General features: G+C 75.6%; 12 protein-coding genes. 5 read left to right on the top strand and 7 right to left on the bottom strand.

The genetic code is table 11. The annotated features are described in order from the left end of the window. Nucleotides 1-32: 32 nt before the first annotated feature. Nucleotides 33-710, bottom strand: a complete 678-nt coding sequence (locus tag ACF07N_RS23565) for a TetR/AcrR family transcriptional regulator (protein WP_392116169.1) — start codon at nt 708-710, stop codon at nt 33-35. Between the two features lie 129 nt (nt 711-839). Between ACF07N_RS23565 and ACF07N_RS23560 the strand changes: the two genes are divergently transcribed. Continuing rightward, nucleotides 840-1,403, top strand: a complete 564-nt coding sequence (locus tag ACF07N_RS23560; RefSeq protein ID WP_383332316.1) for an NAD(P)H-dependent oxidoreductase — start codon at nt 840-842, stop codon at nt 1,401-1,403. Nucleotides 1,404-1,623: 220 nt separating this feature from the next. Here ACF07N_RS23560 and ACF07N_RS23555 read toward each other — a convergent pair whose 3' ends face one another. From ACF07N_RS23555 to ACF07N_RS23540, 4 genes are read right to left on the bottom strand one after another with little or no spacing between them, the layout of a single operon-like run. Next, a complete protein-coding gene (locus tag ACF07N_RS23555; protein ID WP_392116166.1) occupies nt 1,624-2,811 on the bottom strand; it encodes an XdhC family protein in 1,188 nt (395 codons plus the stop codon). After that, nucleotides 2,804-4,918, bottom strand: a complete 2,115-nt coding sequence (locus ACF07N_RS23550; RefSeq protein ID WP_392116164.1) for a xanthine dehydrogenase family protein molybdopterin-binding subunit — start codon at nt 4,916-4,918, stop codon at nt 2,804-2,806. Before ACF07N_RS23550 ends, ACF07N_RS23555 begins: the two co-directional genes overlap by 8 nt. After that, nucleotides 4,915-5,907 (bottom strand): FAD binding domain-containing protein, encoded by a 993-nt coding sequence (locus ACF07N_RS23545; protein ID WP_392116161.1) that lies wholly within the window; start codon nt 5,905-5,907, stop codon nt 4,915-4,917. The genes ACF07N_RS23550 and ACF07N_RS23545 overlap by 4 nt, the downstream gene beginning before the upstream one ends. Continuing rightward, on the bottom strand, nt 5,904-6,449 hold the full coding sequence (locus ACF07N_RS23540; RefSeq protein WP_383332324.1) for a 2Fe-2S iron-sulfur cluster-binding protein: 546 nt from the start codon (nt 6,447-6,449) through the stop codon (nt 5,904-5,906). Before ACF07N_RS23540 ends, ACF07N_RS23545 begins: the two co-directional genes overlap by 4 nt. Before the next feature lie 242 nt (nt 6,450-6,691). Between ACF07N_RS23540 and ACF07N_RS23535 the strand changes: the two genes are divergently transcribed. Then, nucleotides 6,692-7,270: a TetR/AcrR family transcriptional regulator gene (locus ACF07N_RS23535; RefSeq protein ID WP_392116156.1), complete on the top strand. Its 579-nt coding sequence runs from the start codon at nt 6,692-6,694 to the stop codon at nt 7,268-7,270. A gap of 50 nt (nt 7,271-7,320) precedes the next feature. Here the strand turns inward: ACF07N_RS23535 and ACF07N_RS23530 are convergent, their stop codons facing one another. Then, nucleotides 7,321-8,226, bottom strand: coding sequence for a LysR family transcriptional regulator (locus ACF07N_RS23530; protein WP_392116153.1), 906 nt, complete (start codon nt 8,224-8,226; stop codon nt 7,321-7,323). 116 nt (nt 8,227-8,342) lie between these two features. Between ACF07N_RS23530 and ACF07N_RS23525 the strand changes: the two genes are divergently transcribed. Further along, entirely contained in the window at nt 8,343-8,564 is a 222-nt protein-coding gene (locus ACF07N_RS23525; protein ID WP_392116151.1) for a hypothetical protein, read from the top strand. Here the strand turns inward: ACF07N_RS23525 and ACF07N_RS23520 are convergent. After that, entirely contained in the window at nt 8,561-9,577 is a 1,017-nt protein-coding gene (locus tag ACF07N_RS23520) for a helix-turn-helix domain-containing protein (protein WP_392116149.1), read from the bottom strand. The genes ACF07N_RS23525 and ACF07N_RS23520 overlap by 4 nt on opposite strands. A 56-nt stretch (nt 9,578-9,633) precedes the next feature. Here ACF07N_RS23520 and ACF07N_RS23515 point away from each other — a divergent pair, with 56 nt between their 5' ends. Then, nucleotides 9,634-10,890 carry an MFS transporter gene (locus tag ACF07N_RS23515; RefSeq protein WP_392116146.1) on the top strand — a complete coding sequence of 419 codons (1,257 nt, stop codon included), beginning with the start codon at nt 9,634-9,636 and terminating at the stop codon, nt 10,888-10,890. Nucleotides 10,891-11,196: 306 nt separating this feature from the next. Next, nucleotides 11,197-12,387 (top strand): CaiB/BaiF CoA transferase family protein, encoded by a 1,191-nt coding sequence (locus ACF07N_RS23510; RefSeq protein ID WP_392116143.1) that lies wholly within the window; start codon nt 11,197-11,199, stop codon nt 12,385-12,387. Nucleotides 12,388-12,397: the final 10 nt, after the last annotated feature.

Below are 12,397 nucleotides of genomic sequence, written 5' to 3'. Positions count from 1 at the left end.
ATGCCGTGAGCGTTCACGGCGGGCGGGGCGCGTCAGCCGGAGCGGTCCGCGCCCGTCACCCGGCCGACCAGGTCGGTCCAGGCGTCCTCCAGGCGGCTCAGGGGCAGTCCGCACTGCTTGGTCAGGTGGTGAACCAGGGCGGGGTCCAGCTGCCCCATCAGGGCGTGGGAGAGGAGTTCGCAGTCCGCGTCCGGGACCGCCTGGCGCAGCAGCACCTCGATGTGGTGCCGGAGCACGCGGCGGGCCGGGGAGATGAAGCGGCGGTTCGCTCCGGGCTCGGCGGCCAGGTGCAGCTCCAGGTCGTCGGTCGAGCGGCGCAGCATCGCGACCCCGAACGCCCGCAGCCGCTCCACCGGCGGCGCGCCGGGGCCGAGCGGCGGCGGACCGCTGAGGAACGCGGCCTGGAACTTCTTCTCGGAGTGGTCGAGCAGCGCCGTCAGCAGGCCCGTACGGTCGCCGAACCGGCGGAAGACCGTGCCCTTGCCCACGCAGGCCGCGGCGGCCACCGCCTCCATCGTGACGCCGGCGGCACCGCGCTCGGCGACCAGCCGCGCGGCGGCCTCCAGCAGGCGGGCGCGGTTGCGTGCCGCGTCCGCGCGCAGGCACGGCTCGTCCCCCTCCGGAGCGGTGCCGAGCTGGCCGAGCTGGAGCAGCTCGGGGTGGTCGACGGGCTCCTGGGGCGTCGGGAAGGGCGGCGGGACGGTGGACATGAAGCCAGCGTAAAGCATCGGGAACAAAACTGGACCGCGGTCCGGTTAGGGTGCTAGAACATTAAACGGACCTCGGTCCGGATCGTGACGGCAGTGTTTCACTGCAGTTTTCACTACGTGGGAGTCAGCATGTCTGTTCGTATCCTCGCCCTCGTCGGCAGCCTCCGCGCCGGTTCGCACAACCGCCAGCTCGCCGAGGCCGCGGTCAAGCTCGCCCCGGAGGGCGCCGAGGTGGACCTGTTCGAGGGGCTCGCCGAGATCCCGTTCTACAACGAGGACATCGACGTCGAGGGCACTGTCCCGGCCGCCGCCGCACGGCTGCGCGAGGCCGCGAACGCCGCGGACGGCCTGATCCTCTTCACGCCGGAGTACAACGGCACGATCCCGGCCGTGCTGAAGAACGCCATCGACTGGCTGTCCCGGCCGTACGGCGCCGGCGCGCTCACCGGCAAGCCGGTGGCCGTGGTGGGCACCGCGTTCGGCCAGTACGGCGGTGTCTGGGCGCACGACGAGACCCGCAAGGCGGTCGGCATCGCCGGCGGCACCGTGCTGGAGGACGTCAAGCTGTCCATCCCGGGCTCGGTGACCCGCTTCGCCGAGACGCACCCGTCCGACGACGCCGAGGTCGCGGCGCAGCTGACCGAGGTCATCGCGCGCCTGCACGGCCACGCCACGTCGCCGGCCGCCGCCTGAGCGGCACCGGCCCGCCACGGAGGGGCCGCGGCCGGTTCCGGCCGCGGCCCCTCCGGCATGTGCACGGCCCCGGTGGGGAACAGGGGCCGTGCCGTGACGGTGCCCGCGCGGCGCCGGGTGCGGGTCCGCCATGGCCGGTCGCGCAGATCCCCGCCACACGCGGAACAGGCCGGCGCTGCACGGAGCAGGTCGCGGCCCCGGGGCGCCCGCCCAGGACGTGCTAGACCCCCTGGGCGGCGGCCTCCCGCCCCGTCGCGTGGATCGGACGGTCCATGTCCGTCAGGGGCGTGCCCGTGCCGCCGTGCCGCATGGCGACGATCTCCGCCGCGATGGACAGCGCGGTCTCCTCGGGCGTCCGGGCACCCAGGTGGAGACCGATCGGGGACCTCAGCCGGGCCAGCTCGGAGTCGCTCACGCCCTCCTCCCGCAGCCGCCGGGCGCGGTCCTCGTGGGTGCGGCGCGAGCCCATGGCGCCGACGTACGCGACCGGCAGCCGCAGCGCCTCCGTCAGCAGCGGTACGTCGAACTTGGCGTCGTGGGTGAGCACGCACAGCACCGTCCGCCGGTCGGTCCGGGTGCCCCGCAAGTAGCGGTCGGGCCAGTCCACGACGATCTCGTCGGCCTCCGGGAAGCGGGCCCGCGTCGCGAAGACGGGCCGCGCGTCGCAGACGGTCACGTGGTAGCCGAGGAACTTGCCGGCGCGGACCAGCGCCGACGCGAAGTCGATCGCCCCGAAGACGATCATCCGTGGCGGCGGTACGGCCGACTCGACGAGCAGGGTGAGACCGCCCGGGCAGTGCGATCCGTCCTCGGACAGCTCCACCGTGCCGGTGCGGCCGATGTCCAGCAGGGCACGGGCCTCGGCGGCGGCGGTGCGGTCCAGGGCGGGGCCGCCGCCGAGTCCGCCCTCGGACGCGCCGCCGGGGCGCACCAGCAGTGCCCCGCCGAGCAGCTCCCCCGGCCCGCGCACGACACGGGCCAGCGCCACGGGCTCACCACGCCCGGCGGCCGCGACCGCCGCCAACGGCACGGCGGTGTGCGGCACGGGCCCCCCGGTGGGCGGCGCGGCGGGCTCGCCGGGCCGGCCCGCTCGCCCCGCCGGGAACGGGGTGATCATGACGTCGATCGTGCCGCCGCAGGTCAGGCCGACCGCGAAAGCGTCCTCGTCGCTGTAGCCGAACCGCTCGACGCGCGTCTCGCCGTCGTCGAGGGCCTGGAGGCACAGGTCGTACACCGCGCCCTCGACGCACCCCCCGGAGACCGAGCCGATCACGGTGCCGTCGCCGCAGACGGCCAGCGCGGCGCCCGGAGGGCGCGGGGCGCTGCCGCCGACGGCGACGACCGTGGCGACGGCGAACGCCCGGCCCTCCTTCGTCCACTCCCGCAGCGGGCCGGCGAGATCAAGCATCGCCGGCCGCCCGCAGGACGCGGTCGGGGCGGATCGGCAGGTTCCGGTGACGGACTCCGGTCGCGTGCCACACCGCGTTGGCGACCGCCGCCGCGGCGCCCACGGTGCCGACCTCGCCGATGCCCTTGATGCCGACCGGGTCGTCCGGGTCGGGGTCGTCGACCCAGTCCGCCTCGATGTGCGGCACGTCGGCGTGCGCGGCGACGTGGTAGCCCGCGAGGTCGGCGCCGTACAGGCCGCCGCTGGACGGGTCCCGGACGGCTTCCTCGTGCAGGGCCATGGACAGGCCCCAGATCATGCCGCCGACCAGCTGGTTGCGGGCGGTGAGCGGGTTGACGATGCGGCCGGCCGCGAAGATGCCCAGCATGCGGCGGACGCGGACCTCGCCGGTGGCCGGATCGACGGCGACCTCGGCGAACTGCGCCCCGAAGGAGTGCCGTTCCTTCTGGGCCAGCGCGCCGACGGCCTCGGCCGTGTCCGACCGCGCGGTGACCCCCTCGGGCGGGATGTCGGCGCCCGGTACGAGGCTCCGGCGCAGTTCGTCGGCGGCGGCCGTGACGGCCCACGCCCAGGAGCGCGTGCCCATGGAGCCGCCGGCGATGATCGCCGGTCCGAGGTCGCTGTCGCCGATCCGCACCCGGATCCGTTCCGTGGGCACCTCCAGCGCGTCGGCGGCGACCAGGGTGAGCGCGGTGCGGGCGCCGGTGCCGATGTCCGCCGCGTTGATGCCCACCGTGAAGGTGCCGTCGGCCTCGGCGGTCACCGCCGCCGTGGAGGGCATGGCGGTCGTCGGGAAGGAGGCGGCCGCGGTGCCGGTGCCGAGCAGCCAGCGGCCCTCCCGGCGGACCCCGGGGCGCGGGTCCCGTCCGGCCCAGCCGAACCGGCGGGCGCCCTCCCGGAAGCAGGCGATCAGGTTGCGGCTGCCGAAGGGCAGCCCGGACACCGGGCCCACCTCCGGCTCGTTGCGCACGCGCAGTTCGATCGGGTCGATCCCGAGCCGCTCGGCGAGCTCGTCGAGCGCCGACTCCAGGGCGAACGACCCCGGAGCCTCCCCCGGGGCGCGCATCCACGTCGGGCTCGGCACGTCGAGCCGCACGATCCGGCTGGCCGTGTGGTGGGCGTCGGCGGCGTACATCGACCGGCCGGCCGCGGCGCCCGGCTCGACGAAGTCGTACACGGTGGAGGTGAGGTTGAGCGACCGGTGCTCCAGGGCGCGCAGCCGTCCGTCCGGATCGGCGCCGAGCCTGACCCGCTGGACGGTGGGGCTGCGGTAGCCGGCGAGCGAGAACATCTGGCGGCGGGTCATCACCACCCGCACGGGGCGCTGCAGCACGGTCGCGGCCATCACGGCGGCGACCTGGTGGGCGCGCACGCCCTTGCTGCCGAAGCCGCCGCCGACGTGCTCGGAGCGCACGCGCACCGCGGCCGGGTCGAGGGAGAACAGACCGGCGAGTTCGCCGGCGACCCAGTTGGTGCCCTGGTTGGAGTCGACGACCTCCAGCCGGCCGCCCTCCCACAGGGCCGTCGCCGCGTGCGGCTCCATGGGGTTGTGGTGCTCCTCCGGCGTGGTGTACTCCGCGTCGACCACGACGGCGGAGGCGGCGAGTGCGGCCTCGAGGTCACCCTTCTCCACCACGGCCGGCACGTGCCCGTCCACCGGGTGGGCCTCGGCCTCGCGCTCCGCGGTGAAGGCGACGTCGTGCGGCTGCCGGTCGTAGTGGACGACGAGCGCCTCGGCGGCCTCCCGGGCCTGTTCGGACGTCTCGGCGACGACCAGCGCCACCGGCCAGCCCAGGTGGGCCACCCGGTCGTCCTGGAAGAGGGCGATGCTCGGGTCCGGCGGAACGCCGAGCAGTCCGGCGTAATCGGTGGTGAGGTGCGGGGCGTTGCCATGGTGGAGCACGGTGAGGACGCCGGGCATCCGCAGGACGGCCTCGGTGTCCACGGAGCGGACCCGGCCGCGGGCGACGGTGGACAGCACCAGCCAGCCGTGCGCGAGGTCGGCGAAGGGGATCTCGCCCGCGTAGCGGGCCGCCCCGGTCACCTTGTCGCGGCCTTCCACGCGGGTGTGCGCGGTGCCGACGGCTCCCCGGGTGGCGGTGGTCATCGGGCGGCCTCCTCGGCGAGTTCGCTCAGGACGGCCACGACGAGGTTGCGCATGAGGGTCACCTTGTATCCGTTGTCGGGCAGGGGCCTGGCCGCCGCCAGTTCGGCGTCCGCGGCCGCCGCGAAGTTCTCCGCGTGCGCGGGGGTGCCCGTCAGGGCGTTTTCGGCCGCACGGGCGCGCCAGGGGCGGGAGGCGACGGCGCCGAAGGCCAGGCGCACGTCGTGCACGAGACCGTCGCGCACGTCGAGGGCGGCGGCGACGGACCCGATGGCGAAGGCGTACGAGGCCCGCTCGCGCACCTTGCGGTAGCGGGAGTTGGCCGCCGCCGGGGCGGGCGGCAGGGTGACGCCGGTGATCAGCGCGCCCGGCGGCAGGACGGTCTCCCGGTGCGGGGTGTCCCCCACCGGCAGGTAGAAGTCGGCCAGCGGCACCTCCCCCGGCCCGTCCGCCGTCTCGTACGACACGACGGCGTCGAAGGCGGTCAGGGCCACGGCCATGTCGGAGGGGTGGGTCGCCACGCAGTGGTCCGAGGCGCCGAGGACGGCGTGGTTGCGGTGCTCGCCCGTGAGGGCGGGACAGCCGCTGCCGGGGGCGCGCTTGTTGCAGGGCGAGCTGACGTCGGCGAAGTAGCCGCAGCGGGTGCGCTGGAGCAGGTTGCCGCCGACGGTGGCCATGTTGCGCAGCTGCCCGGAGGCGCCGGCCAGCACCGCCTGGGCCAGGGCCGGGTAGCGGCGCCGGACCTCCGGGTGGGCGGCGAGGTCGCTGTTGGTGACGGTCGCCCCGATGCGCAGGCCGCCGTCCGCGGCCGCCTCGACGCGGTCCAGGGGCAGTTCGCGGACGTCCACGAGCAGGCCGGGCCGTTCGACGCCGGTCTTCATCAGGTCGACGAGGTTGGTGCCGCCGCCCAGGAAGCGCGCGTCGGGGTCGCCGTCGAGCAGCGCCACCGCGCCGGTGACGTCGTGGGCCCGCCGGTAGCCGAACTCCCTCATGCCGCCGCCCCCTCGGACTCGGCGGCGGCCCGGGCGACGGCCTGGACGATCGACACGTACGCGCCGCAGCGGCACAGGTTTCCGCTCATGCGTTCCCGTATCTCCTCGGGGGTCAGGGCGGGCGGCCCGGCCTCGGGCCGTACGTCGCCGGTGACCGCGCTCGGCCAGCCGGCCGCGTGCTCCTCGATCACGGCGATGGCCGAACAGATCTGTCCCGGCGTGCAGTAGCCGCACTGGAAGCCGTCGAGGTCCAGGAACGCCTGCTGCACCGGGTGCAGCCGATCGCCCCGCGCCACGCCCTCGACGGTGGTGATCTCGCGTCCTTCGGCCGCGACGGCCAGCTGCAGGCAGGCCACACTGCGGCGGCCGTCGACCAGGACGGTGCAGGCTCCGCACTGCCCCTGGTCGCAGCCCTTCTTGGTGCCGGTCAGATCCAGTCGTTCGCGCAGCGCGTCGAGCAGCGTGGTGCGGTGGTCGACGGTCAGCGTGTACTTCTCGCCGTTGACGGACAGGGTGAGGTCGCTGGACGTCGATGGGGGCATGGGAGCCTTCTTTCACATCGCGAGGTCAGGCGGGGAAGCGTGGGGTGGCGCCGGCGGTACCCGGCCGTGCAGGATGCGGGTGACGCGGACGCGGACCGGCCGTGACGGGGCCGGACCGGGGTGTCCGCGAGAGGCACGCCGGTACGATGAAGCAAACGGACAGTTGTCCGTTACCTGGAAACGTAACGGACAGTTGTCCGCTTAACAAGGTCGGGTTTCGGCCACGATCGCGGGGAGGGCCGGTGCCGCAGCGGAAGGACGCACCCCTGCGCTCGGACGCGCAGCGCAATCGCGAGCGCATCCTGGAGGTGGCGCTGGCCGAGCTGACGCGCTCGGCGGACGCGCCGCTGAGCGCCATCGCGAAGAAGGCGGGCGTCGGACAGGGCACGTTCTACCGGCACTTCCCCAGCCGTGAGGCACTCGTGCTGGAGATCTACCGCCACGAGATGCTGCAGGTCGCCGAGTCGGCGGCGCCGCTGCTGCACAGCCGGGAGCCTGACCGGGCGCTGCGCGAGTGGATGGACCGCCTCGCCCGGTTCGCCATGACCAAGGCCGGCCTGGCCGACGCGATCCGCCAGGCCACCAGCGCGCCCGGCAAGCCGGACAAGCCGGGGCACGCGCCGGTGACGGAGGCGGCCGAACTACTGCTGCGCGCCGCCGAGCGGGCCGGCACCATCCGCCCGGGCATCACCGCGGAGGACCTCTTCCTCGCCATCGGCGGCCTGTGGACGCTCGACCCGCACGATGACTGGCAGACCCGCGCGACCCGCCTGCTGGACCTGGTCATGGACGCGCTGCGGGTGGGGGCGCCCGGGGCCTGAACGGCCGCGGGAACCGGACGGAGCCGGACGGGGAGGGACCGCCCCGGCCGTCAGGCGACCGCCGTCGGGGCCAGTTCCCGTAGCTCCCGCAGGGCCGCCGCCACCGCCGGGCGCGTGTGACCGCCGTTCCTCGTGCAGGTGAGGAGCTTGCGGTGGGGGTCGCCCGTCAGGCGCACCCGGACGACCGGCAGGTGCGGCGGCAGGTGGGCCAGGCGCGGGACGAGGGCGACGCCGAGCCGGTGGGCGACGAGATGGGCGGTGACGTTCCAGTCGTGGGCGTGGTGGACGACGTCGGGCGTGAAACCGGCCGCGCCGCACGCGGACAGGACCTGCGCGTGGCAGGGACTCTCCGCCACCGGCGCGATCCACGGCTCCAGCCCGGCTTCCGCGAGCCCGGTGCGGCCCCGCCCGGCGAGCGGGTGTTCCGCGTGGACGACCAGGTCGAACGGGTCGTCGAGCAGCGGCCGTTGATCGAAGCGCCGGTCGCTCAGCGGCGGGTTGCGCGGGGTGGACTCGACGACCGCCAGCTCGGCCGCGCCCTCGAAGAGCAGGTCGAAGCTCTCCGGGACGACCGCCTCGGTGATCCGGACGGACAGCCGCGGATGCCGCTGTCCCAGCGCCGCCGCCATCGGTGCCAGCAGCACCGAGACGGCCACCGGGAACCCGGTCACGCGCAGTACCCCGGAGGGTTCCCCGTGGTCGGCCCGCAGATCGAGTTCCGCCTGGTCCCAGCGGGCCTGGATGGCGTCCGCGTGGGCCAGCAGGCTCTCCGCGGCCGGTGTGAGACGCACTCCGCGCCCCTGCGGCTCCAGCAGGTCCACGCCCAGGTCGCGGGCGAGCTGCCGGATCTGCTGGGAGGCGGCGGACGGGGTGAAGTGCAGGGCGCGGGCGGCCGCGGTGACCGTGCCGTAGTGGGCGACCGCTCGCAGGACGTGCAGCCGGCGAAGGTCGATCATGAAGCCAACGCTTCACGATGACGTCCGCGAAGTCAACCTGGACGTGCACGGAGCGCCGGGCGCACCCTGGCTGTGTCGCGACGGCCGAACCGCCACGAGGGACGAGGAGTTCACCCATGACCAGCACCCCCGGCACCGTCTGCCCGCACTGTGGCCGGCCGGACGCGCACGCCCCCTTCCGGCTGCTGTCCCGGCACACCACCGCGACGGGCCACACGGAATGGGCGCGCTGCGGCTGCGGCTCGCTCCAGGTCCGGGTGGTCGACGACGGCGGCGCCCGCGTCGTCTCCCGCGGCCGGCCCGCGCCCGGACCGGTCCCGGCCGGGACCGGTGTCTAGCGGCCCTCCCGGAGCCCGCCGGCCACCCGCGCCGGGTCCGGTGCGGCCAGCCGGTCCCCGAGCGCGCTGCGCCGGTACAGGACCCGGCGGCCGTCGCGGGCCCGGGTGACCAGGCCCGACGCGTACAGCACACGCAGGTGCTGGGAAACGGCGCTCGGGGTGACCCCGAGGAGCCGGGCCAGCTCCACCGTCGGCAGGGGCTCGGCCAGCAGCCGCAGCAGCGTGCTGCGGGGCGCGCCGAGCAGGGCCGCGAGAGCGGGGGCGCCGGGCTCGGGCTCCGGTTCCCACAAGGTGGCGGTGCCCCGGCTCGGGTAGGCGAGCATCGGCGGTTCCCCGGCACCGACCGGGGGCGCCGGCTGGTGCGCGAACACCGACGGCACCAGGCGCAGGCCCCGGCCGGAGGCGTCCACGTGATGGTGTCCCCGCATCCGGTCGATGTGCAGCACCCCGTCGTTCCAGCGCAGGTTGCGGTGGAGGCCGGAGAAGAGCGACCGGGCACCGCCCGCGGCCAGGTGACGGGCCCGGTGGGTGACGTCGGCCTCCAGCACGAGGCGCATCCGCGGCCAGGACGGCAGCAGCGCGGCCTCCCAGTAGCGGCGCAGCAGCGCGCACAGTTCCTCCAGCAACTCCGCCACCGGGGCGTCGCCGGGCGCGTCCGCGGCCCGCAGGGCGCCGGGCAGCGGCCGGGGCGCGTGGGCGGCGCGCAGATCGCGGCGAACGGTCGGTGGGGGCGTGGCACGGACGACGGCCAGTTGCTCGTCGAGCGTGGGAGCGAAGGACGCGGGTCTGGGAGTCAGGAAGTCGGGCAGCGCCAGGGTGTCCCCGACCAGGGCGGCCAGCAGCCGGGCGTCGGCCGGGTCGAGGGCCGCGAGCACGGCGGCGCGCCAGCGGACGTGCAGGGGGTAGAGGGCGGGGGCCCGCAGGGCGCGCAGGCTGCCCATCACCTCGCGCAGGGGCGAGATCGCGAAGCGGGTGTCGGCGAGGTCCTCGACGCCGAGCCGGAAGCTGATCATTGAGGCCTCCGCTACATCCTTTGGCAACCACCCGGCCGCGCGGTGCACTTCGGTCCATGACGCGACACGACCACCGGCAGCGTACTGCGCGTCCGGAAGCACGTCCCCGGGTGATCCTGGCGCTGGCCGTCGTCTGCGGCGCGGCCGTGGGCAACGTCTACTTCCCGCAGGCCGTCAGCCCGTTGGTGGCGTCCGGCCTGGGTGTCTCCCCGGACGCGGCCGCGGGTGTCGTCACCGCGACGCAGTGCGGTTACGCGGCCGGGATCTGGCTGCTGGTCCCGCTCGGCGACCGCTTCGCACACCGGCCGCTGCTGGTCACGCTGCTCACGCTGACCGGCCTCGGCCTGTGCGCCGCGAGCGCCGCGCCGGGCCTGGTGCCGCTGATCGCCGCGAGTGCCCTGGTCGGGGTGACGACGGTGGTGGCGCCGCTGGCCGGCCCGCTGGCGGCCCACCTGGTGCCCGAGGAGCGACGGGGTGTCACCGGCGGCACGCTGCTGAGCGGTTCCCTCGCGGGGATGCTGCTGTCGCGCGCCGCCGGCGGGATGCTCGGCGACCGGCTGGGCTGGCGGGCACCGTACGTGCTCGCCGCCGTGCTGACCCTGGCGGTGGCCGTCCTCGCGGCCCGCCTGGTGCCGCGCACGGCGGCGCCCCCGGCCCAGCCCTACCCGGCCCTGCTCGCGGCGCCGCTGCGACTGCTGCGCACGGAACCCGCCCTGCGCCGCTCCTGCCTCTACCAGGCCCTGGTCTTCGCCGGCTTCTCCGCCGTGTGGACCGGGGTGGCGCCGCTGCTCACCGGACCCGCGTACGGTCTCGGGGCGGGGGCGGTGGGGCTGCTGGCGCTGGTCAACGCGGTGACCATGGTGTGCACGCCGGTAGCGGGCCGCCTGGTCGACCGGCGGGGGCCGGACGCGGTGAACCGGGCGTGCTTCCGGCTGGTGGGCGGCTCGGCGGCGGTCCTGGCCCTCGGCGGGCTGGGTGGTGTGCCGGGCGTGGCGGCCCTCGTCGCGGGCACGCTGCTGCTCGACGTCGGGATGCAGTCGGGCATGGTCGCCAACACGGTGCGGATCCAGGCCCTGCGGGCCGAGGTGCGCAGCCGGCTCACCACCGCGTACATGACCTGCGCGTACCTCGGGGGTGCCGCCGGCTCGTGGCTGGGCACGCGCGCGTACGCCCGCTTCGGGTGGCCCGGGGTGTGCGCCCTGGTCGCCGCGCTGACGGCGGTGGCCCTCGCCCGGCACCGCGGCGCCGGCCGCCACGCCCACGGCGGCGGCCCTCACCCGGCCCGCACGGCCGGGCCGGGGCCACGGCCGTGACGGTCACGCGCGCGGACGGTCACGCGCCACGGACGGTCACGCGCCGCGGGCGGTCCGGCTGCCGCACGCCGGGCACGTGAACGCACGCCGCAGCCGGCACGCGCCGGGCGGCCGCCGGGCCGGCCGGTCCGGCGGACGCCGGAGCCGGCCCCTCCCCCGCCCGGGCCCGCCCGGCCCTCCCCCACCGGGTTCGGTCCGGCCCCGTCACCCGTGCGTGATCCACGTCGCTCCCGTCGCCCTCCCCGGCACTCCAGCCCTGGGAGAGACTGTCGGGGCCCTGTCGTACGAGGATCAGGAGCTTGAGGCATGAGCGTGCAGCGGTATCCCCTGTCCGGGGTCACGGTGGTCAGCCTGGAGCAGGCGGTGGCCGCGCCCTACGCCACCCGGCAGCTCGCCGACCTCGGGGCCCGGGTGATCAAGGTGGAACGCCCCGGCGGCGGTGACTTCGCCCGACGCTACGACACGACCGTGCACGGCCACTCCAGCTATTTCGTGTGGATCAACCGCTCTAAGGAGTCCCTCACGCTGGACCTGAAGGACCCGCGGGGCCGCGAGATCCTGCACGACCTCCTCGACGGCGCCGACGTGTTCGTGCAGAACCTCGCCCCGGGCGCCGCCGGCCGGCTCGGACTGGACGCCGCCACCGTCACCCGCCACCGCCCCCGGCTCATCCCGTGCACGATCAGCGGCTGGGGCACGACCGGCCCCTGGGCCGACCGCAAGGCGTACGACCTGCTCGTGCAGTGCCAGACGGGACTGGTGTCCCTCACGGGCACCCCGGAGGCGACGGCCCGGACGGGGATCTCGGTGGCCGACATCGCCGCGGGCATGTACGCGTACAGCGGCGTCCTCACGGCCCTGTACACCCGCGCCGTCACGGGCAGGGCCCACCCGGTCGAGGTGTCCCTGTTCGAGGCGCTCGCGGAGTGGATGGGCCAGCCCGCCTACTACACCCGGCACGGCGGCACCCAGCCCCCGCGCCTCGGCACCCGGCACGCCACCATCGCGCCCTACGGGACGTACCCGGCCGCCGACGGCAGGGAGGTGCTGTTCTCCATCCAGAACGAGCGGGAGTGGGCGGCCCTGTGCGCCGGGTTCCTCGGCCGGCCGGACCTCGTCGAGGATCCGCGCTTCGCCACCGCCTCCGACCGCGTCGCCCACCGCGAGGAACTCGACACGGTCGTCGCCGCCCGCTGCGCGAGCTCCCCGGCCGACGAGATCCTCGGGGACCTGGAGCGGCTCGGCATCGCCTGCGCGTCGGTCAACGACGTCGCCGCGTTCCTGGACCACCCCGTGCTGGCGGCCCGTGGCCGCTGGACCGAGGTCGGTGTGCCCGGCGCCACGGTGGAGGCCTTGCTGCCGCCCGCCGACCTGGAGGGCCTGCCGGCGCGCATGGACCCCGTACCGGACGTGGGCGAGCACACCGGGGCGATCCTCGCCGAACTGGGCCGCAGCGGGGCGGAGGTGGCGGCGCTGCGCGCGGACGGTGTCGTGTGACGGGAGCCGG

This window comes from Streptomyces sp. NPDC015242, from assembly GCF_043079125.1.
Lineage (GTDB): Bacteria > Actinomycetota > Actinomycetes > Streptomycetales > Streptomycetaceae > Streptomyces.
Note: the sequence above shows the minus strand (reverse complement) of the source record. Positions and strands in the feature narration are given on the sequence as shown.

What these genes read in the sequence shown, in the direction of transcription:
- ACF07N_RS23540 (WP_383332324.1), bottom strand. Translation starts at nt 6,449, where the DNA reads ATGCCCCCATCGACGTCCAGCGACCTCACCCTGTCCGTCAACGGCGAG.
- ACF07N_RS23555 (WP_392116166.1), bottom strand. Translation starts at nt 2,811, where the DNA reads ATGCTTGATCTCGCCGGCCCGCTGCGGGAGTGGACGAAGGAGGGCCGG.
- ACF07N_RS23560 (WP_383332316.1), top strand. Translation starts at nt 840, where the DNA reads ATGTCTGTTCGTATCCTCGCCCTCGTCGGCAGCCTCCGCGCCGGTTCG.
- ACF07N_RS23525 (WP_392116151.1), top strand. Translation starts at nt 8,343, where the DNA reads ATGACCAGCACCCCCGGCACCGTCTGCCCGCACTGTGGCCGGCCGGAC.
- ACF07N_RS23550 (WP_392116164.1), bottom strand. Translation starts at nt 4,918, where the DNA reads ATGACCACCGCCACCCGGGGAGCCGTCGGCACCGCGCACACCCGCGTG.
- ACF07N_RS23565 (WP_392116169.1), bottom strand. Translation starts at nt 710, where the DNA reads ATGTCCACCGTCCCGCCGCCCTTCCCGACGCCCCAGGAGCCCGTCGAC.
- ACF07N_RS23520 (WP_392116149.1), bottom strand. Translation starts at nt 9,577, where the DNA reads ATGATCAGCTTCCGGCTCGGCGTCGAGGACCTCGCCGACACCCGCTTC.
- ACF07N_RS23530 (WP_392116153.1), bottom strand. Translation starts at nt 8,226, where the DNA reads ATGATCGACCTTCGCCGGCTGCACGTCCTGCGAGCGGTCGCCCACTAC.
- ACF07N_RS23510 (WP_392116143.1), top strand. Translation starts at nt 11,197, where the DNA reads ATGAGCGTGCAGCGGTATCCCCTGTCCGGGGTCACGGTGGTCAGCCTG.
- ACF07N_RS23545 (WP_392116161.1), bottom strand. Translation starts at nt 5,907, where the DNA reads ATGAGGGAGTTCGGCTACCGGCGGGCCCACGACGTCACCGGCGCGGTG.
- ACF07N_RS23515 (WP_392116146.1), top strand. Translation starts at nt 9,634, where the DNA reads ATGACGCGACACGACCACCGGCAGCGTACTGCGCGTCCGGAAGCACGT.